The sequence below is a fragment of the Cupriavidus sp. SHE genome, from assembly GCF_000812445.1.
Classification (GTDB): Bacteria; Pseudomonadota; Gammaproteobacteria; order Burkholderiales; family Burkholderiaceae; genus Cupriavidus; species Cupriavidus metallidurans.
This window is the reverse complement of record NZ_JWMB01000023.1, coordinates 125,624-145,153: the sequence shown is the minus strand read 5'-3', so window position 1 is coordinate 145,153 and position 19,530 is coordinate 125,624. Positions and strand designations below refer to the sequence as shown.

At 64.7% G+C, this 19,530-nt stretch carries 23 protein-coding genes; 9 read left to right on the top strand and 14 right to left on the bottom strand.

Going from position 1 to position 19,530, the window contains the following annotated elements; all coding sequences use genetic code 11:
- Nucleotides 1–3: 3 nt before the first annotated feature.
- On the bottom strand, nt 4–930 hold the full coding sequence (locus tag RN01_RS13525) for a MoxR family ATPase (RefSeq protein ID WP_017510827.1): 927 nt from the start codon (nt 928–930) through the stop codon (nt 4–6).
- A gap of 253 nt (nt 931–1,183) precedes the next feature.
- Here RN01_RS13525 and RN01_RS13520 point away from each other — a divergent pair, with 253 nt between their 5' ends.
- On the top strand, nt 1,184–2,029 hold the full coding sequence (locus RN01_RS13520) for a phytanoyl-CoA dioxygenase family protein (RefSeq protein WP_011518157.1): 846 nt from the start codon (nt 1,184–1,186) through the stop codon (nt 2,027–2,029).
- A 103-nt stretch (nt 2,030–2,132) separates the two neighbouring features.
- On the opposite strand, the gene RN01_RS33900 is transcribed toward RN01_RS13520, so the two are convergent.
- The 7 genes from RN01_RS33900 to RN01_RS13490 form a co-directional block, all read right to left on the bottom strand.
- Complete coding sequence (locus RN01_RS33900) at nt 2,133–2,309, bottom strand: hypothetical protein (RefSeq protein ID WP_155714380.1); 177 nt, start codon at nt 2,307–2,309, stop codon at nt 2,133–2,135.
- Between the two features lie 208 nt (nt 2,310–2,517).
- Nucleotides 2,518–3,258: a GntR family transcriptional regulator gene (locus tag RN01_RS13515; protein WP_008646900.1), complete on the bottom strand. Its 741-nt coding sequence runs from the start codon at nt 3,256–3,258 to the stop codon at nt 2,518–2,520.
- Between the two features lie 132 nt (nt 3,259–3,390).
- Complete coding sequence (locus tag RN01_RS13510; protein ID WP_017510828.1) at nt 3,391–4,395, bottom strand: 2Fe-2S iron-sulfur cluster-binding protein; 1,005 nt, start codon at nt 4,393–4,395, stop codon at nt 3,391–3,393.
- 17 nt (nt 4,396–4,412) lie between these two features.
- Entirely contained in the window at nt 4,413–4,892 is a 480-nt protein-coding gene (locus RN01_RS13505) for a heme-binding protein (protein WP_008646896.1), read from the bottom strand.
- A 24-nt stretch (nt 4,893–4,916) separates the two neighbouring features.
- The gene (locus tag RN01_RS13500) at nt 4,917–6,365 is read right to left on the bottom strand and encodes an aldehyde dehydrogenase family protein (protein ID WP_017510829.1); all 1,449 of its coding nucleotides are present in this window, start codon (nt 6,363–6,365) and stop codon (nt 4,917–4,919) included.
- 75 nt (nt 6,366–6,440) lie between these two features.
- Nucleotides 6,441–7,157 (bottom strand): TenA family transcriptional regulator, encoded by a 717-nt coding sequence (locus RN01_RS13495; RefSeq protein WP_008646888.1) that lies wholly within the window; start codon nt 7,155–7,157, stop codon nt 6,441–6,443.
- Between the two features lie 149 nt (nt 7,158–7,306).
- A complete protein-coding gene (locus RN01_RS13490; protein WP_017510830.1) occupies nt 7,307–8,236 on the bottom strand; it encodes an ornithine cyclodeaminase family protein in 930 nt (309 codons plus the stop codon).
- Nucleotides 8,237–8,504: 268 nt separating this feature from the next.
- On the opposite strand from RN01_RS13490, the gene RN01_RS13485 reads away from it, so the two are divergent.
- The 4 genes from RN01_RS13485 to RN01_RS13470 all read left to right on the top strand — a co-directional run bounded on the left by RN01_RS13485 (nt 8,505) and on the right by RN01_RS13470 (nt 11,114).
- The gene (locus tag RN01_RS13485) at nt 8,505–10,043 is read left to right on the top strand and encodes a hypothetical protein (protein WP_011518164.1); all 1,539 of its coding nucleotides are present in this window, start codon (nt 8,505–8,507) and stop codon (nt 10,041–10,043) included.
- A 52-nt stretch (nt 10,044–10,095) separates the two neighbouring features.
- Nucleotides 10,096–10,398, top strand: coding sequence for a 2Fe-2S iron-sulfur cluster-binding protein (locus tag RN01_RS13480; protein ID WP_008646885.1), 303 nt, complete (start codon nt 10,096–10,098; stop codon nt 10,396–10,398).
- Between the two features lie 39 nt (nt 10,399–10,437).
- Nucleotides 10,438–10,758 carry a hypothetical protein gene (locus tag RN01_RS13475; protein ID WP_008646877.1) on the top strand — a complete coding sequence of 107 codons (321 nt, stop codon included), beginning with the start codon at nt 10,438–10,440 and terminating at the stop codon, nt 10,756–10,758.
- A gap of 80 nt (nt 10,759–10,838) precedes the next feature.
- Nucleotides 10,839–11,114 carry a 2Fe-2S iron-sulfur cluster-binding protein gene (locus RN01_RS13470; protein WP_029310185.1) on the top strand — a complete coding sequence of 92 codons (276 nt, stop codon included), beginning with the start codon at nt 10,839–10,841 and terminating at the stop codon, nt 11,112–11,114.
- 25 nt (nt 11,115–11,139) lie between these two features.
- Here the strand turns inward: RN01_RS13470 and RN01_RS13465 are convergent, their stop codons facing one another.
- Entirely contained in the window at nt 11,140–11,961 is an 822-nt protein-coding gene (locus RN01_RS13465; RefSeq protein WP_024569351.1) for an IclR family transcriptional regulator, read from the bottom strand.
- A gap of 215 nt (nt 11,962–12,176) precedes the next feature.
- Here RN01_RS13465 and RN01_RS13460 point away from each other — a divergent pair, with 215 nt between their 5' ends.
- Nucleotides 12,177–13,088 carry a LysR family transcriptional regulator gene (locus tag RN01_RS13460; protein WP_017510831.1) on the top strand — a complete coding sequence of 304 codons (912 nt, stop codon included), beginning with the start codon at nt 12,177–12,179 and terminating at the stop codon, nt 13,086–13,088.
- A 71-nt stretch (nt 13,089–13,159) separates the two neighbouring features.
- On the opposite strand, the gene RN01_RS13455 is transcribed toward RN01_RS13460, so the two are convergent.
- Together RN01_RS13455 and RN01_RS13450 are read right to left on the bottom strand one after the other, a co-directional pair.
- A complete protein-coding gene (locus RN01_RS13455) occupies nt 13,160–13,432 on the bottom strand; it encodes a hypothetical protein (RefSeq protein ID WP_017510832.1) in 273 nt (90 codons plus the stop codon).
- A 212-nt stretch (nt 13,433–13,644) separates the two neighbouring features.
- A complete protein-coding gene (locus tag RN01_RS13450; protein WP_008646869.1) occupies nt 13,645–14,196 on the bottom strand; it encodes a YggT family protein in 552 nt (183 codons plus the stop codon).
- A gap of 191 nt (nt 14,197–14,387) precedes the next feature.
- Between RN01_RS13450 and RN01_RS13445 the strand changes: the two genes are divergently transcribed.
- A complete protein-coding gene (locus tag RN01_RS13445) occupies nt 14,388–14,855 on the top strand; it encodes a MarR family winged helix-turn-helix transcriptional regulator (protein WP_024569350.1) in 468 nt (155 codons plus the stop codon).
- Between the two features lie 159 nt (nt 14,856–15,014).
- Nucleotides 15,015–15,755 carry a glycine zipper 2TM domain-containing protein gene (locus RN01_RS13440; protein ID WP_017510834.1) on the top strand — a complete coding sequence of 247 codons (741 nt, stop codon included), beginning with the start codon at nt 15,015–15,017 and terminating at the stop codon, nt 15,753–15,755.
- A gap of 75 nt (nt 15,756–15,830) precedes the next feature.
- On the opposite strand, the gene RN01_RS13435 is transcribed toward RN01_RS13440, so the two are convergent.
- Complete coding sequence (locus RN01_RS13435; RefSeq protein WP_008646864.1) at nt 15,831–16,541, bottom strand: dienelactone hydrolase family protein; 711 nt, start codon at nt 16,539–16,541, stop codon at nt 15,831–15,833.
- A gap of 187 nt (nt 16,542–16,728) precedes the next feature.
- On the bottom strand, nt 16,729–17,148 hold the full coding sequence (locus RN01_RS13430) for a hypothetical protein (protein WP_008646863.1): 420 nt from the start codon (nt 17,146–17,148) through the stop codon (nt 16,729–16,731).
- Nucleotides 17,149–17,453: 305 nt separating this feature from the next.
- Between RN01_RS13430 and RN01_RS13425 the strand changes: the two genes are divergently transcribed.
- Nucleotides 17,454–17,660 carry a dodecin gene (locus tag RN01_RS13425; RefSeq protein ID WP_008646861.1) on the top strand — a complete coding sequence of 69 codons (207 nt, stop codon included), beginning with the start codon at nt 17,454–17,456 and terminating at the stop codon, nt 17,658–17,660.
- Nucleotides 17,661–17,711: 51 nt separating this feature from the next.
- Here the strand turns inward: RN01_RS13425 and RN01_RS13420 are convergent, their stop codons facing one another.
- Nucleotides 17,712–19,388 carry a ShlB/FhaC/HecB family hemolysin secretion/activation protein gene (locus RN01_RS13420; protein WP_017510835.1) on the bottom strand — a complete coding sequence of 559 codons (1,677 nt, stop codon included), beginning with the start codon at nt 19,386–19,388 and terminating at the stop codon, nt 17,712–17,714.
- Nucleotides 19,389–19,530 lie beyond the last annotated feature (142 nt).

Here is a 19,530-nt window from a genome sequence, read left to right as displayed (position 1 = left end):
ACCTCAGGGAATTGCGACGCTGGCCAGCAGGCGAGCCAGTGTATCGGCGCCCTGGTTCAGCGCGACCTGACCCGCGGGCAGAAGCCGGTGCGCGGCCACCGGCTCGAACACGGCCTGGACGTCCTCCGGCAAGACCATCTCGCGCTGATCAAGCAACGCCCAGGCGCGCGCGCAGGCCAGCAATGCGAGTCCGGCACGCGGGGAAAGCCCGGTCACGAAGCTCGATTCGACACGCGTGGCCTGTACCAGCGCAAGCACGTAGTCCACCAGTGCCGGGCTGGCATAGACCTTCTCCACGGCGGTCTGCAGGGCCACGACCTGATCGGCGTCCATGACCGCCTCCGCCTCGTCCCTGATCGCGCCGCCGAGATACAGCACGCGCTCGAACGCGGCGTCGGGATAGCCAAGCGATATCCGCATCGTGAAGCGGTCGAGTTGCGATTCCGGCAGCGGATGGGTGCCGATCTGCTCGAGCGGATTCTGGGTGGCAATGACGAAGAATGGGGCCGACAGTGTCTCGGTGATGCCGTCATGCGTGACCTGCCGCTCGGCCATGGCTTCGAGCAGCGCGCTCTGGGTCTTGGGTGGCGCACGGTTGATCTCGTCGGCCAGCACGACCTGCGCGAACACGGGGCCGTGATGAAAATGGAACTCCCCGGTCTCGCGCTTGAAGATCGACACGCCGACCAGGTCGGCGGGCAGCAGGTCGCTCGTGAATTGCACCCGCTGATATTGCAGCCCGAGCGTGCGGGCCAGCGCATGCGCCAGCGTGGTCTTGCCGACGCCGGGCACGTCCTCCAGCAGCAGGTGACCGCCAGCCAGAATGCAGGCCAGAGCGAGCCTGACCTGGCGCGGTTTGCCCAGCACGATACGACCCAGCTGGGTTTGCACCTCGGTCAGCGAGGCGGCGATCTTGGGTCGGGCAGTCACGATGGCGCTCTTTGGGGTCGGGTTGGAGGCAGTGGCCGGATTCTTGCCGTCGGCCGCGCAAGGGTCCGGCCATTGTAGCGGCGCACGGGTCGCATCGGACAGTGGGTTTCCGCACGCTTGGGGGGCCTGAAAGCATGACGATCCCGTGGCGAATTCTCGAAATCGGGCGCTAGCCCGCGCCGGATTTCGCGGCTTCTGGCATCATCGACCTTGTTGGCGACTTGCCACTTTCAGAATTTTCTCCTCCGCTGCAATGACTGCCCCGCAACACCACGCGTCTGGCGCGTCCGCTTCCCTCGACTTTGATTCTTCCGCCCCGCTCGCCGATCAGGCCGCGCTGGCCAGTCTGGCACGCGAATTCCACGCGGGTGGCTATATCGTGCTGCGCAAGTTCGCGAGCGAAGCCACTTGCGCGGCGCTGGAGGCGGTGACGCGGCAGCAACTGGCTGCCGCGGTGCCGCCGGTCGAGTTCGAGGCCGATCTGGGTTATCCGGGGGCGCCGGCCACGCGCGAATCGGCAGGCGGGCATACGGTGCGACGCTTGCGTCAGGCCTATGGTCGCGACGAGGTGTTCCGCCGCTGGGCGAGCGATCCGGCTGTGGTGGCCACGGTCGAGGCACTGCTCGGCGAGCCGGCCCGCCTCACGCTGGCCCATCACAACTGCGTGATGACCAAGCATCCGCACTACGGCAGCCAGACCGGCTGGCATCGCGATACCCGCTACTGGTCGTTCGTCAAAAACGACCTGATCACGGTGTGGCTGGCCCTGGGCGACGAGGACGAGCGCAATGGCGTGCTGCGCGTCATTCCAGGCTCGCACCGCGCGAAGCTCGATCCCGCGCAACTGGATCCGGCGGAGTTCCTGATCGAGGCGCATCCTGCCAGCCAGCAGTTGCTCAAGGGCACCATGCCGCTGGCGCTGCATCGTGGCGACGTATTGATGTTCGACAGCCGGCTGTTCCATGCCGCGGGTCGCAATGATTCCGAGGCGGTCAAGCTGTCGGTGGCGTTCGCGTATTTCGGGGCGAGCAATCGGCCGGTTGCCGGCACGCGGTCGGCGGAATTCGGCAGTGTGGAGTTGCCGCCCACGACGCTCTGATGTGCCCCGATGCGCCCTGGGGCGCATCATCCACATCACAGCCGAGCCGCCGGCAAATAAAAACCGCCCCGAGGGGCGGTTTTTATTTGGGTGCGCGGTGCGCTCAGACGGTCTTGCGGTGGGCGTTCGTGCCGCGGAACAGCGCCAGCACGTCAGCGAATCGGAACGGCAGCAACGGCGTGGTGTGCCGAACGGCGTCACGGCGTGCGAAGTGGCTCAAGAGCTGCTCGCCCACCGGACGGTCGAAATACGAAGCATCCGGGTATTGCATGATGGTCATTCCCAATTGTGGTTAACATCAGACTACAGTATACACAAAATTGGTGCAGTGCGCCATTTCGTGGTGCGCACCATGGTATTGCTTGCCACGATGGGAATGCCGGACAGCCCGGCACCGGTGCGAGATGCACCGGACCGGTCCACGGATTGGGTAACTCGGGAAGAAGCGAAAGAGGCCGAAGAAGCCGAAAAGCAGGAGGGGGAGAGCGTCAGGCCGCCTTGTTGGCGTCCGCGGACGTGGATGCCGTGGTCGGGTCGGGATTCATGGCCTCGACGGCCTTGGCCGCGCTGTAGACATGCCGCGTGGCCAGCAGGGATGCCAGGTCGGCGTCGCCGGCAATCACTGCCTGAAGGATTTGCGCGTGTTCGTCCCAGTTGGTGCGCGCGCGGGTCAGATTCGCCGGGGCGAACAGCAGCGCCGTGCGTTCGCGCAGCGATCGCATCATTTCCTGCAGCACGCTGTTTGCGGCAATGGTGCCCAGTACCTCGTGGAAGCGCGAATTCAACTCGACAAAGCGCTGCGTCTGACCGCTGTCGACAGCGTCATTGCCTTCCTTCAACACCTTTTCGAGTTCCTGGATCAATGCCGGGTCGCGGCGCTGGGCGGCCAGCTTGGCATTGAGGCCTTCCAGCGTGGCGCGCACCTCCACCATCTCGCGGGCGATATTGGGTGACAGCCGCGCCACCGAGGCGCCACGGCGTGGCTCGATGTGCACCAGACCTTCGGCCGCCAGCGCGCGCAGTGCCTCGCGCACCGGAATGCGCGACACCCCCAGTTCCAGCGACAGCGTGTTTTCCACCAGCCGCTCGCCGGGTTCGTACTGGCCGCCCAGAATGCGCTGGCGCAGCGTATCGGTGACAAGCGCGAAAAGCGGGGAATGCTGGGCACCAAGGCTGGCAGCCGGGGCATCCGGAATCTGGCTGTAGGCACTGGCAGTGGCGTCGTTCATGGTCGGGATCGGCCGTCGGAATTCGGTGGACGCCGCTGCGCTGGGCCACGGCGTGAATGCCGCTATTGTATACCGTCACCCCCTGAGTGCAGACATAGGGTAGACATTGAGATGCGCGTTCTCGCGCCGGCGTCAGCCCGGCGCGTGCTGGAACGTGAATCCGTCGGAATAGATGAATGGCGCCTGCGCGCCCAGCACCATGAATGTCTGTTTGGCGTCGTGGATCATGTTCGGAGAGCCGCACAGATAGATCGCGTGTTCGGACAAGTCGCCGATATCGGCCGCCACCGCGTCGTGCACATAGCCACGCCGACCCTGCCACGCATCGTCCGCGCGTGACAGCACCGGCACGTACTGGAAATCGTAGAGCCGCTCGCCCCATCGGGCAATCTCGTCATGGAGATAGAGATCCGCTGCCGAGCGCATCCCCCAGTAGAGCCATACGGGAGGACAGTCGGGATCATCCATCAGTGCCTCGAGCATGCTCTTGATCGGCGCGAGCCCGGTGCCGGTGGCCACCATCAGCAGCGGCCGGTAGTCTTCCTTGCGCAGGCTGAAGCTGCCGTGCGGGACTTCGACGTCGAGCTTGTCGCCCGGCCGCAGTTGCGGAAGCTGGCCCGTGGTGAAGCGTCCGCCCGCGATCTGCCGCACGTGGAAGTCCACCGTGTTTCCGTTCGGGGCCGATGCCATCGAGAAGCTGCGATGGCTGCCGTCCTCGAGCAGGATCTTCATGTACTGGCCCGGTTCGAACGCGAACGCCTCGTCGTCGGACAACGCGAGCCGCAGATGCAGCACATCGGGTCCGAGCGAGGTGATGGCCTGCACCGTCGCGGTGGTACGTCGCACCGGAATCGCGGGTTCCGCCGCGCGCGCGGTGCTGATGACGAGGTCGCCGGCGGGCCGGGCCTGGCAGGCCAGCGCGAAGCCGGCCGCGTCCTCTTCCTCCGTCAGTCCCATCGGGAATTCTTCATAGGTCACGGCACCGTCGACCACGCGCACGCGGCACGTGCCACAGCCGCCGAAGGTGCATTCGTGCGCCAGGCTGACGCCGCAGCGCAGGGCGGCATCGAGCACGGACTCGCCGGGCGCCACCATGAAAACCTGCTGCGTTTCCGCAATCTCGACCCGATAGGACATGACGACTCCTTCCCTGGTTACTTCTTGATATCGGCCTGGGCCAGCACGGTCAGGTCTTCCGCCGCCAGCAGGTCGCGCAACGCTTCGAGCGCGGCCACGCCGCACGCGGTGTCTTGCTCGCCGTTACCGCCGGACAGGCCCACGCCGCCGATCACCTCGCCATTGACCACGATCGGGTAGCCGCCGACGAACACGGCAAACTTGCCGTCGAAGCTCCACTGGATGCCGAAGGCCTCATTGCCGGGCAGCGCGGGGCCGTTGGGCGGCGTGTTGAACAGGTGGGTCGAACGCTTGTGGCCGGCGGCCGTGAAGGCCTTGTTCCAGGCGATCTGCGGTCCGGTGATGCGGGCGCCGTCCATGCGTTCGAGCAGCAGTGGGTAGCCGCCGTCGTCGACGATGCAGATGGATTCCAGCACGCCGATTTCCTCGGCCTTGCGAATGGCCGCGGCCACCATGTGGCGGGCTTCCTTCAACTCGAGCTTGATGGCTTTCTTCATGTTCGTAATCCTTCAGGTGCCTTCTCAGATGCCTTGGTAGACGGTCTTGATCTGCGTATAAAACTCGAGGCCAGCGCGCCCCGATTCGCGGAACGTCGAGGTGCTCGAGCGCTTGAGACCGCCAAATGGCGCGTTGACCAGGTTGCCCGTGGTGGTGCGGTTGATCTTGACCGTGCCTGATTCGATATCGCGCGTGAAGTCGTGCATGTAGCGCGGATTGCGCGTGGCGATGGCGGCGGACAGACCGTACTCGGTGTCGTTCGCCTGGGCGATGGCGTCCGCGTAACTTTCGACTTCGATGATCGCCAGCACCGGCCCGAAGATTTCCTCGCGGGCAATGCGCATCGACTGGGTCACGTCGGTGAACACGGTCGGCGCAACGTAGTAGCCGTGCGCGAAATCGCCGTCGGACAGCTGTTCACCACCACACAGCAAGGTCGCTTCCTGCTTGCCGATGGCGATGTAGCTCAGCACCGTTTCCAGTTGCTTGCGCGTGGCCAGCGGGCCGAGGTCCATCCCGGCCGTCATGCCGCTGCCAATCTTCAGCGCCTTGACCTTGGCCACCAGCTTCTCGGTGAATGCCTGCTTCACGTCGCGCATCACCAGGATGCGGCTGGTGCCCGTGCACGCCTGGCCCGACAGCGACAGGCCGCCCTTGACTGCCAGGTCCACCGCGCGATCGAGATCGGCGTCTTCCATGACGATCAGCGGATTCTTGCCGCCGAGTTCCATCTGCGTGCGCGTGGTCATCGGCACGGACTTGTGAATCTGCTCGCCGGCGGATGTCGATCCGGTGAACGAGACCGCGCGGACCTCGCGCGATTCCACAATGGTCGGGCCCACTTCGGCGGCGCTGCCGGTCAGGAAGTTCAGCACGCCTTTCGGAATGCCGGCGCGGACGAATGCTTCGGCCAGCCGGTAGCCCGACAGCGGTGCGTCGGACGAGGGTTTGAACACCACGGTGTTGCCCGTGATCAGCGCGGGCGCGATCTTGCGCGCCGGGATCGACACGGGGAAGTTCCAGGGCGAGATCACCGTCACCACACCCAGCGGTTCGCGCAGGCTGTAGACGAGCATGTCGGGATCATCGTTCGGATAGCTTTCGCCGCTGAACGTCTGGCCCTCCACGGCGTAGAAGCGCAGGGTCTGCGCAGAGCGCATGACCTCGTCGCGCGCCAGGTTCAGCGCCTTGCCTTCCTCGCGGGTCAGTTCGGCGGCGATGGCGTCGGCGTTGGCTTCCAGATGCGCGGCGGCATCGTTGAGGATCTTCGCGCGCTTGCCGATCGGGGTCTTTTTCCACCCGTCGAACGCGGCTGCGGCAGCGGCCACTGCAGCGGCGGCGTCGCGCGCGTCGGACGCGGCGTGGCGGCTGACGATGTCGCGCGTGTCGGCAGGGTTGACGTTATCGACGGTACGGCCGCTGGCGCTGTCGCACCATTCGCCATCGATGTAGTTGCGGTACGTCTCGGTCATCTTGCGGGGGCCTTGAACTGGGATCGGGACACCGGACGCGGCTCGCGCGCGTCCGGGGCGTACTGCTTGCGCAACTCAGGCTGCGGCTTGTGCCTTGGTGTCGACGTAGTCGTAATAGAGCGCCGTCGTGTACAGCAGGCGCATCTGGGCGCCGATTTCGCAGATCTTCAGGCAGCGTTGCTGCAGCTCGGGCGTGTTGGCGTGCTCCAGCACGATCTGGTAGCCGCGCTCACCGTGGATCTCGTCGGACACGATGTGGAGGTCGAAGAACTCGACTTCCTCGTCCGTGAAGCCATACTTCTCGCGCAGCGTCGGCGTTTGCTTGCGATAGATCGACGGCACTTGCGATTCCAGGCCCACCACCAGGCCAGCCACGGCCACCACCGGGTCTTCGCGCATGGCCACGGCGTAGCACCAGCTTTGCAGGCCGCGCGTGGTCGGCGACATGTTGTCCGGGCTCACCACACGTTCGCGCGTGGTGCCGCAGGCCTCGGCAAAGCGGATCAGCAGATCGGTATGGCGGTCGCCGCCGATCTCTTCCTCGTACATATTGGCCAGCAGGAAGTCCTTGGCCTCGGTCATGTGATCGGGCGTGCGGGCGTAGATGTAGCCCAGGTAGTCCGCGAACGGGCCGACGTAGTGATAGTGGTTCTCTGCCCAGCGCGCCAGATGCTCGCGGCTCAGTTCGCCGCTGGCCCAGGCCTTGCTGAAGGGGGCCTGGTTAGCGCTCTTGCCCTTGATCGCGTTCTCGAGCGCGGTGCGGAATTCTTCACGGTTCATCAGTTCGGCCATGTTGGGGCTCCTGTTTTGACGAGGTCGGTTGGGGTTGGTCACCACGGCTCGCTGAGCGGTGTCGCGGCGTTTTCGGGTTTGTATACTTCCTACACTTTCGCTAAGCCGACAAAAATGCCGCGCACGGCGGCAGGTTTATCGGAATGGGTTCAGGCAGCCGCGGCTTGGGCGGCGGTGATGCGTTGATAGGCAATACCGGCCAGCGCGACATCCTCAAGTCCCACGCCGACCGACTTGTAGATCAGGATGTCGTCGGCATGCTTGCGCGTGGGCGCGGTGTCGAGCAGTACATCGGCCAGTTCCAAGATCTTCTCGTCCGGCAGCACCGCCTTGTCGGCGAGCACCAGGTCGCCGGCCTCCCGCAACGACTGCGGGCGCCATTCGACCACCACTGCGGACGCGCGCGACAGCGCCACATCGTCCAGCTCGCGTGTGTGCGGCAGGCTCGAACCGATCGCCGCGATGAACGTGCCCGGCTTGACGATGGCGCCAGGGAACAGCGGCGTGGTCGAGCGCGACGCCGTGACGATGATGTCTGCCGCAGCGGCCGCTTCCTCGGCCTGCGCAAATGACACGGAAACGCCGCATTGGGCAGACAGGCGCGTGGCGGCTTCCGCATCGGCATACGGATCACAGATCAGGATGCGCTGGAGCGGCAGTGCGGCCGACAGTTGCAATGCGTGCTGCACGCCCTGTGTGCCCGCGCCGAACAACGCCAGGGTTTGCGCATCGGGGCGCGCCAACCGCTTTGCGGCCAGCACGGTGCAGGCCGCAGTGCGCAGCCGCGTGATGGCGCCAGCGTCGAACGAAGCCAGCGGGCGTCCGTCAACCGTCGAAAACAGCAGGATGACAAAGGAGAACTGACCGGCGATCGTTGTGTAAACCTTGGCGCCGGCTACCTGCTGATCCGGGATTACCGCGCCCAGCGTCGAAAGCTTCACACCGCCGGCCTCCGTGCGGATGCGTTCCTGCATGGCGGCCTGCCCGCGGCCAAAGCTGCGGAAGGCGTCGAGCATCGCGGCCTGCGCATCGGTGGCCGTGACATGGCGATCGATCAGGGTGTCGGTGATATGGAGCATAGGGGCGTCTTGTTTGTATTTCGGTATACAGTCTACACAATGCTTCAAAAAGCGCTAGCCCCTTTTCACGAAATTCGCAGGCGCCGAACTGGTGCCAAATGCGCATATTCCGTGCGCTGGAGCGGAAGTCAGCCCCTTTTTTGGGGATTTCCCTAGGCGTGGTAATTTCTGCTTGTGTCAGAGGATATGCGGAATATAGTATACAACTCGTAGTGAAAACAGAAATTCATATCCGCCCCCACAAGGGCCTCCATAGCAGGGGAGCCTCATGCATCAAACCGTAGAGATCGGCCTGGCACATTGGGTGTATTTGCTAGGCGTGGCCGTGATCGTGCTGACCATGATCATGCGTGCCAACGTCGTGGTGCCGTCGATCGTCGGCACGTTCCTCGTGATACTGGCCATCACCGGCAGTCCGGTCACGGCACTGGGCGGCATCTTTTCCGCGAGCCTGGTCGCGGCGAAGGAACTGTTCAATATCTTCCTGGTGATTGCCTTCATGACGGCGCTGCTCAACGCGCTGAAGTCATTGCGATCCGATGTCCGGATGGTCGAGCCGTTCCGCGTGGTGATGAAGAACGGCCACAGCGCCTATTTCATCCTGGCGGGCATTACCTACGTGATCTCGCTGTTTTTCTGGCCGACGCCGGCCGTCCCGCTGGTTTCCGCCATCCTGCTGCCGGCCGCGATTGCCGCCGGGCTGCCGCCGCTGGCGGGGGCCATGGCCATTGCGATCGCCGGTCAGGGCATGGCGCTGTCATCGGACTACGTGATTGGCGTGGCGCCTGGCATCAGCGCCAAGGCGGCTGGCGCGGCGGTCAGCGCGGCGGTGGTGGCGGATCGCGCGCTGATCCTGTCGATCATCACGGGCGGCATCGCGCTCACGCTGGCCTACCTGTCGATGCGCCGTCATATCGTTCCCGCCAGCGGCGCGTTGCTCGACCGCTGGCAGGCGCGCGCCACCGGTGTGGACACCGCAGTGGAAGCCACCGGCACCTTTGACAAGGCCGAGATCGCACGCGGCACCTCGCACGAGGAGCCGCTGGACACCGACGCCAATATCGAACGCAGCCTGGCGATGGTGGCCCAGCGCCGCGTGAAGTGGTCGAAGTTCTTCGCCGTGCTGACGCCGCTGGCCTTTGCCTGCGTTGTGACGCTGATGGTGCTGCCGAAGATTTCCTCGGGCATGGTCGATCTCAAGGGCGGTGCGGCCGCTGCGCTGGTGGGTGGCGTGGCTGCAGTGCTGATGATGCTGGCGACGCTGGCCGCCGAAGGCCCGCGCAAGATGCTCGACACGTGCCCGGAGCACATCACCGATGGCTTCGTCTTCGCGTTCAAGGCAATGGGCTCGGTGCTGCCGATCGCGGGTTTCTTCTTCGTTGGCGCGGGCGAGACCGCTGCGCAGATTCTCGGCGTCGACACTGGCCGCGCGCCGAGCCTGCTGTTCGAACTGATCCAGGCCTACCAGCACATGATTCCCGACAACCACGTGCTGGTGGCGTTCGGGGTGCTTCTGGTCGGCATGATCACCGGCATCGACGGATCGGGCTTTGCCGGACTGCCGCTGACCGGCACGCTGGCCGGCGCGCTTGGTCCCGTGGTCGGCTTCGACTCGGCCACGCTGGCGGCCGTCGGCCAGATGGGTGCGGTCTGGACCGGTGGCGGCACGCTGATCGCCTGGTCGTCCCTGATTGCCGTGGCCGGATTTGCGCGCGTGCCGGTACTGGATGCCGTGCGGGCGCTGCTGCTGCCAGTGCTGGCCGGCCTGTTCGTCTCCACCATCTGCGCGATGCTGATCTGGCATTGAGCGCGTGGCGGACATCCCAATTGCCCATTCACTGATTGCGGAAAGCAGAGCTATGCCGAAAGTTGTCTTTCACAAGAACGGCCAGGTCTTCGTGGACGAGGTCAAGCCAGAAACCAACCTCGTGGTGCGCGCGGGCATCAAGCAGTTTCCATATCCGAACCTGCGCTACGAATGCGGCATGGGCAAGTGCTCGAAATGCGCGTGCCGCGTGCTGTCCGGCGCGGAGCATCTGCCGCCGCCGAACTGGAAGGAGAAGAAGCAGCTCGGTGACCGGCTCGATCAGGGCTTCAGGCTGACCTGCCAGATCTGGCTCACGCACGACATCGAGCTCGAGCAGGAAGAACTGGCTGCCTGAAGGTTGGCATGAGCGAGCAATGACCGAGGGAACCAGCGGATGAACCAAGCCATGTACGTGATCCTGACCAGCAAACCGGGCCAGTTCCGCACCGAGGCCGTGCCCGGCGTGGACCCCGTGGAGACGTGGGAGTACCTGTTCTACGGGCGCTGCACCGCCACGTTCGTGATTGCCGAGCTATCCGATACCCAACACCCGTTGAAGGTGCGTGTCATCGACGAGGCGGACAAATCCGCCGAGGTCGTCAATCACGTGCCGACGAAATTCCTCGAGCGCTTCGACACGCTCGACGCTGCCCGCACCGCGCTGCAATCGCTGGCGCACTTCGGCAGCATGGACCTTTCCCTAAGGAAGCAATGATGCAGGCCCAGACTGACATCGGCGACATCGACGCCGGCGCCGCCGTGCCCGATACCGATACCCCGCCCAAGCCCCGGACGATCGAAATCACGTTCGTGACCAACGGCGAAAAGACCGTCAACGCGCCGGAGAACAGCAATCTGCTGCGCGTGTCCCTGCGCGAGCAGGGCGGCATTCCGTTCAAGTGCGGAGGGGGGATCTGCGGCACCTGCAAGTGCCGCATCGAACGCGGGCTGGAACACACCGACGCGGTCAAGCCGAAAGAGCGCAAGCATCTCAGCGACGACGATCTGCGCGCTGGCTATCGCATGGCTTGCCAGACCTTCGTGAAGGGCGATATCGCGGTTTCCTGGTAACCGCGGGGGGCGGGCGCCCTGGCCCTCAGGTACGCAGCCCCACCATCGCCGAAATCTTGCCCGCCGCTTCCAGCAGCGGCGGCAGGAAGCGCTCCACCATCTCCTGCGCGCTCGTGCGATTGGCCTGGCCGCTGATGTTGATCGCGGCGATGACCTGACCGCCGCGATTCCGGATCGGGGCGGACAGCGAAACCAGCCCTTCCTCCAACTCCTGGTCGTTCTGCGCCCAGCCGCGCTCGCGAATCTCGCCAATCAGCGTCTTCAATTCGCCGATATCGGTCACGGTGCGGCGCGTGCGCGGCCGCAGGTCCGACGCGTGCAGCACGCGATCGAGTTCTTCCTGATCCAGTCCCGACAGCAGCACGCGTCCCATCGACGAACAGTAGGCCGGCAGGCGGCTGCCGATCGACAGGTTGATCGTCATGATCTTGCGTGCGGGCACGCGCAGCACATAGACGATTTCCGTCCCGTCCAGCACCGAGATCGAGCAGCTTTCATGGACCGACTGCGACAGCGCCTCCATGATCGGCTCGGCCAGATTCCAGAACGGCATTGACGTCAGATAGGCGAAGCCGAGATCGAGGATCTTTGGCGTGAGCCGGAACAGCCGGCCGTCGTTCTGCACATAGCCGAGCCCCACCAGCGTGAGCAGGATGCGTCGCGCGCCGGCGCGCGTCAGGCCACTGGCCTGGGCGATCTCGGTCAGCGTTTGCGCGGGGTGGCTGGCATTGAAGGCGCGAATCACCGACAGGCCGCGTGCGAAGGACTGCACGTAGCTGTCGCTTGGCTTTTCGGTGGCGCCGGCTACGGGCGCGCGGGACGTTGCGGTATCGGCTGGGTTCGCCATCGATCGGAACATCGGCGTCGATGCGCCGGAATTGGCTCGGAAAGGCCGAAAGGGTAGAGGAAATGCGCCGGCTTTGCCAGTCTGACGCATTTGCGGCCGGTACCGGGGTATCCGGGCACGCTGACGAGACATATCTGTCTATCGCATAATGTGCGTCCGCACAATGGTGGACAGATAGTCGGGACAACAAGGGTCAGCAAAGGAAACAGGGTCCGGTGAACGAAACAATTCAGTGGAACGATTGGGAGGCATTCTGCTGCGTGATCGAGCAGGGCACATTCACGGCGGCAGCCGCGGCACTCGATTGCCCGAAGTCGCGCGTCTCGGCGGCAGTGGCCCGACTGGAAACAGCCATCGGCGCCAAGCTGCTGGAGCGCACCACGCGACGCATGCGGCTGACCGACGCTGGCGGCGCGGTCTATCGTGACGTCGCGCCGCTGTTCGCGCGACTGCGCGAGATCCGGCAGGAGACCCTGGCTCGCGAGGAGCGCGTGCAGGGGATGTTGCGCATCGCGACGCCTTATGAGTTCGGCGCCCAGCAACTCGGCGGTGTGATCTGCCGGACACTGGCGGCGCACCCCGCGCTCGACATCACCGTGGAGATCTCCCAGGGCCTGGTCGATCCGATCCGCGAAGGTTTCGACATCGCCTTCGTCACGGTCGATACCGACCTGCCGGATTCAGGCACCATCGCCCGACGCATCTGGCATATAGAAAGGGGCCTCGTGGCGGCACCGTCGCTGGCGGCCAGCCTGCCGGCGCAGATGCAGCCGGAAGATCTGTCGCACATGCCGACGTTGGCCACGCCTGGCGTCTCGGTGTGGGAGTTCTCGCGGGATGGGGAACGTATCTCCGTGCCGATTCGTCCGCGAATGCAGACCTATAACGCCGAGTTGCGCATGCAGGCAGCGCTGGCTGGAATCGGGATCGCGCGTGTGCCGATGGCAACAGCGGAGGCGGAGATTGCGCAGGGCAGGCTGGTGCGGATGATGCCCGACTGGCCGTTGCCACCGCTGAGGGTCTTTGCGTTACTGCCCGACCGTCGCTTGCAGCCGCGCAAGGTGCGCGCATTCATGGAAGCGATTGAATCGATGATGGGGGCCGATCTCGATGATCTCGGGCAGTAACTTGCGCTGTGTACTGCTGACGGGGCAGGGGGAGCGCCCCGTCTGACTTGCCTGGATCAGGCAGGCGAGGCTCAGGCGCCTTCGCTGTAGACGTCGCGCTTTTCGGTCACGCCACGCGCGCCTTCGGTGTAGACGTCGCGCTTTTCGGTCACGCTGCGCGCGCCTTCCGTGTACACGTCACGCTTTTCGGTGACGCCACGGGCGCCATCCAGGTACGGGTCGACCTTGCGGGCGATGCTTCCGTCCAGGCGGGCCAGATCCGAATTGAACTCCGATGCTTGAGCGGCGGTGGCGCCGACAGACAGGCCGATGGCGCAAAGCAGGGAGAGTGCGAGGGTCTTCATGGTTGTGCTTTCCTACTATTTTTGGCAGTGATCGCGGTGGGTTCCGCGGTGCCTGTAATGTAGGCTTCAGCACGCACAGGAAAAAGGGAGAATCCTCGACAGACTGTCCAACGATTTGGACAATAAGGGTTTTCCCTATGATCCCTGTCTGTGGTAGCGTGGCGCCCCGGACACTTGCGCCATCGGGTGCGCCACCGCTTTGTAAATGACGTTCAAGCCACTCCGCGGCTGACGTTGGCGATCACCATCAGCAGGATCTGGGCGATCACGAACAGGATCAGCGGAGAGATGTCAAAGCCACCCAGGCGCGGCACCACGCGCTGGATCGGGCGCAGCAGCGGAGCAGTCAGGTGCCAGATCGGCGCGGCCAGCGGCGAGTTGGGATTCACCCACGACAGTACCGCCATCAGCAGCGTCACCCACATCACCATGCTGATGCCCCACTTGAGCATGCTGAGTACGCCCAGCGCCAGGATCACCGGCAGGAATCCGAGCGGATCGGCACCGAGCACCAGCGCGCGGCAGAGCAGGAACGCCACGGCGGTCAGATAGGCCGCGAAGACGGTGGCCCAGTCGATGCCACCCAGGCCAGGAATGATGCGGCGCAGGGGGCGGACGATCCAGTCCGTCACCTGGAACACGCCCTGGGACACAGGATTGCGCGAAGGCAGCCGGGACAGTTGCATCCACAGGCGCAGCAGCAATGCCATGCCAAAGAGCGTGAAAACAGTATCGAGCAGGAACAGGATGATTTCCGTGAACATCGGGCGGATTTCCGTTTTGCGGTTATAGGGTGTCGGCAACCGCACAGATTCTGCCATACCGCGCCGGGACCCAAAGCGTCGAAGTACGGGCGGGATTGCCGGGCAATGCGCGCCAGCGCACGGCGGCGCCTGCGGGCGCACCTCCTATAATGGGCGGCCGGTCCACCAACGCTCTCGCTGATCCGACATCCATGCCACGCAAGTCTGCCCAAGCCAGGGCCTCCGAAGAAACCGCCGTGCTGCACAAGCAGGACTTCGAAGCACTCTCCGATTTTCGTTACCAGTTGCGCCGCTTCCTGCGTTTCTCGGAGGAGGCCGCGCGCGCCGAAGGCGTGACCGTCCAGCAGTACCTGCTGATGCTGCATATCCGCGGATGCCCGGACAAGAACTGGGCCTCGGTGGGCGAACTGGCCGAGCGCCTGCAGGCCAAGCAGCATGGCGTGGTGGCGCTGGTCAACCGGTGCGAGGCCGCCGGACTGGTCAGCCGCAAGATCAATCCCGACGATCGCCGCGTCGTGCAGATTCATCTGCTGGCCAAGGGCGAGCGTTGCCTGAACCGCCTGGCGGCACTACATCGCACGGAACTGGAATCACTGCGCAACACGTTCCGCGTGGCGCGTATCACGGCGTTCAACGACGACGGCGCCGAGCGCATCTGATCAACCTCCCGCCTGGAGGCGATGACGCGATAACGCGATAAGGCGATGACGCGGTTACAGGCGGTTACCCATCACAATCTCCGGTGACACCTGCGGCCGGACGGCGGCACTAGACTCCCGCGCAATACCAATACGCGCATCGACGCAGGAGCCTTCATCATGTCTTTCCCGTTCCGTCCGGTTGTGTTGGCCGCGCTCGCCGCGAGCGCCCTGGCTGGCTGCGCCGCGCCATATGGCGGCTATGGCGATGGCTACGGGTCGGGCTATGGCGGCTCCTACGGCTCTTCCGGCTCCTACGGCAGCACCGCTTACGGTGGCGCCACGTATGGCAACGCTGGCTATGGTGGCAGCGGCACGCAGGTCAGCGGTAGCTACCCCACCTATCCGCAGCAGCAAGGCTACCCTCAACAGCAGGGATATCCTCAGCAGCAAGGCTATCCCCAGCAGCAGACCTACCCACAACAACAGACCTATGACCAGTACGCCTACCCGTCGCAGCCTTCCGCGCCGCAGGGTGGCAACTACGACAGCGGCTATAACAACGGCTACAACGACCAGTACGCCGTGCGTTATGGATGGGTGGAGTCGATCGAGCAACTGGCCGGCCAGCCGGCCGACACGAGCGGTGCCGGCGCCGTGATCGGCGGTGTGGTGGGTGGTCTGCTGGGTCACCAGGTGGGCGGCGGCCGCGGGAATACCGTCGCAACGATCGGTGGCGCGGTGGCCGGCGCGCTGGCCGGCAATGAAGTGGAAAAGCGCTCCAGCACCACGCCGGCGGCTTTCCGCGTGCGCGTGCGCACTAACGACAACGCCTACGTGACCGTGACGCAGAACAGCCCGTACAACCTGCGCACGGGCGATCGCGTCAAGATTCAGAACGGCGTGGCGATGCCGTATTGAGCGCGCCGCGTCCGCTGCAGCCGTTGAAACCGTCGAGGACGTACTGCGCAGCGGAACGGCGGCTGCATTGAAGCGTCAGGACAGCGCGTTGGTCAGGAACGTCAGCGCGCGGCCATGCGCGAGCGCCGCCGAGCGCTGGTGGTACGAACCACGCGCCCAGCAGTTGAAACCGTGGTCGGCCTGGTCATAGACGAAGACCTCGACACCGCGCTTGCCTGCCACGGCCTGACGCACACGTTCGACGTCCTCGGGCTTGATGTGGGCGTCGAGCGCGCCATAGTGGAACTGCACCGGGACGTTGAGCGCTTCGGCTTCCTTGAGGTTGTTCTGGATACCGCCGCCGTAGTACGGCACCGCCGCATCGACCATGCCGCGCGCGGCCGCCATGTACGACAGCAGCCCGCCAAAGCAGTAACCCACTGCCGCCACCTTGCCGCCGGCGCCGATTTCCGCGCGCAGCGCCTTGGCCGTCGCACCGATGTCGGATACGGCTTCCTCCAGGTTCACGGCCTGGCGCAGCTTCATGGCCTCTTCCCAGTCCTTGCCCGAGTAGCCAAGTTCCACGCGCGGCGCCGTGCGCCAGAACACGTCCGGCGCCAGCACCACGTAGCCGTCGGCGGCGTACTGGTCCGCTACGGAGCGGATGTGCTCGTTGACGCCGAAGATCTCCTGGATCAGCACGATGCCCGGGTTGCCCGGCTGCTTGCCTGCTGGCGGCAGGCTCAGGTAGGCGTCGAAGCTGCCATCGGGGGTATCGATACGAATCCAGCGGCTATTGGTGGTCATGGTCGGAAACTCCGGGGTGAAGTGTTCAGAGGGTGGGGAACCAGGGCGCAAGTTTGCCACCGGTAAGGCAATCGTGCAGCGGACCACGCGCTACATGGGTACGGGTCCGCGCAAAAAAACCGGCATCCGGGGGACGGATGCCGGCATTGGCCGGGCGACAGCCGGGCCTCATATGTGCCCGTGTGGCTTACCAGCGCATCTGGACGTTCTTCTCGCCCGGACTCAACGTGGCGTGCTTCGACATGCCTTCATAGGTCGCCACCACCTGATAGGACGCACGCGGCCCACGGATCAGGCAGCGCGGTCCGGTGGACCGGAACTCGGCCACTTCCTTGCCGTTTCTCATCAACTTGACGTTCACGTCGGACAGGTACTCGCCCCGTCCGCCTTGTGTGAACAGCAGACCCATGTCGTAGTTGCGGGCCTCGCTGCGCATTTCGGCCTGCTCGTCCGCGGCAACCCCGCCGCAGACATAGGTGATCGGCCCTGACGTCGAACTCGTGATGTCCGCACGCGCCGCCATGGCGGCACCCAGTGACATCACAGCGACGCCAACCGCGCACAAGTTGCGCGCGCGCTGGCGCATGGCAATCTGTTCTGTTCTCATCGCTTCCTCCTGCCAGGTAAAGCGGATGCGATGACGATGATGGAGACACGTGTGGAACTTTCGCACTCCGGGGCCGAGCTGGTGGCCCGTCGCGCATCCGAGGTTACTCGTCTCAAGTACATACCCGTACGCACGCCGGGAATGTCAGTGTTTGGCTGATCCTGATGCCGGACAGGCCAGACGGGATTTGGGGAGAGTGCAGGCGCGTGCCTATCATGAAAGGATATGACGCGTGCCGCGCATGAAGCCGCGCAGCATTTGCCGGGTCACAGTCACACTCACCCATGCACAACAGGAGACGGATCATGTCCAACCACACCTACAAGCTGGTCGAGATCGTCGGGTCGTCGGCGGACGGCAGCGATGCCGCCATTCGCAATGCGCTGGCAAAGGCCTCGGAGTCCATCAAGAACATCGACTGGTTCGAGGTCGTGGAAACGCGCGGCCATGTGCAGGATGGCAAGGTCGCGCACTTTCAGGTGACGCTCAAGATCGGGTTCCGCGTGAACTGAACGGGGCCGGCGGCATGGCGCAGGCCCCTGTTCCGCCGCGCCGGCCGCCCGTCAGTCGAACTGGTACGACCAGAGCAGGTTGAATCGCGGCGAACGATGGCTCGCGTTGGTCGGCTTGTCGCCCACAGGCTGCGCCACCGAGATATCCATCGTGTAGTAGCGACGGTCGGAGAACCGCAGGCCGATGGCGACCGATTGCAGCGTCCGGTGCGACAGCGACACGCTGTTGGAGAACACGCGCGCGTAGTCGGTGACGATGAACGGCTGCAGCGTCTTCAGGTAGGTGTAGTCCACCGCGAACATCCGGTTGATCTCGGCGGAGGCCCCCCAGCCCTTGTCTCCAGCCACTTCGCCGGCGGGATAGCCCAGGCCGAAGAAGCGGCCGCCGAAGCTGATCTGCTCGCTCGATGCCAGCCGGTTGCCGCTGTACTGGCCTGCCGCGGAAACCGATGTGCCAAATCCGTAGGGCAGGTCGTTGGCCTGCGACACGAGCAACCGGGTGCGGAAGAAGCTCAGGTCGTTGATGTTGTTCTGGCGGCTTGCCCCGAGCCCGTCGAAGCCCTTGTAGAAGCCCAGCGTGGCGTTGCGCGTGAAACCCTGGCCGCGCTGCAGGTACGACGCCTCCGCGCTGGCCACGCGCACATCGGTCGACAACTCGATCTGCCGGCCCGCGCCCGGCTGCACCGCCTGCGTGTAGCGCTCGAACTGGTTGTTCGCATAGAAGCCGCCGGTCAGCGTGAGCGCATGGCGGTTGTTGAGGATCACGGGGTAGCTCAACGTGCCGCCGAGACGCTTGGAGTCGTTGACATAGCGCGATTCGAAGCCAATGGGCGCCAGTGACGTGTTCTCGGGCACGCCGCGATAGTGCGACGCCGTCACCTTGGCCAGCATGCCCTCGGTGCCGATCGGCTGGGCGTAGTTGAGCGCGTAGTACTCCTCGTCGTTGTGGCCCTTCGGGAAAAGCGTCGTGAACGAGAGCTGCTCGCCGAGCGGCGTGAGGCTGTTGGTAGTGGCCGTGGCGATGGCGCGCAGACCCGGCGACATCCACTCCACACCGGTGCCGAACGTGAACGGCTTGCGCTTGGCCTCGAGCACCATCTCGCATGCGCCATCGGTGGTGGTGGGCGGCTGCACTGTGGCGTTGATCTGCATGCCCGGCTGCTGCGACAGCACGTTGACGTAGTGCTCGAAGCTTTCCTGCCGTAGCGGGCGCTCGCGCATCAGTTGCTGCGCGATCTTGCGCAGGCGGCCCTCGGCTGGGCCAGGCTTGCCGCGGACCGTGACGTTGGCCACGTAGCCTTCCACCACGGTGATCAGCACGTCGCCGTTCTCGAACGACTGCGCGGGCACAAACGCGAACGACAGCGGGTATCCCGCGTCCTTGTACATCTGAGTGACAGATTCCGCGGCCTGCAGCAGTTCGGCCACGCTGATCTCGCGGTTAGCCAGCGGCGAGAACTTGGCGGCGATCTGTTCGAACGGCAGCGTTTTCGCGCCTTCGATCTTGAAATGCTTTGGCGTCAGGCGCGAGGCGAGCAGATTCTGCATGGCCGCATCGGGCCGTTCCACCTGCACGGTGACATTGCTCTGCGCTGGCTTGCTCGGCGCGATGGTCGGGAGAGTCTGGGTCGGGTCGCCCTGGACCGGGCTCCGTTCGGCATGAGACAGGCCGCTATGAATGGCGCCGATGCCAATCAGCAATGCGGCAACACGCTTGCGTGTACGCATGGTAATACCCCTTGATCAAGACAGCTTTGCGGCTATGACGCCGCGTGCCACGGACGGTAGGGATGCCGCTCTCCCTGCCGCCCATCTGTGGCCGCGACGCTTTTGCTTCAGTTGATTTGGTTGATTCGCTTGATTCGGTTGC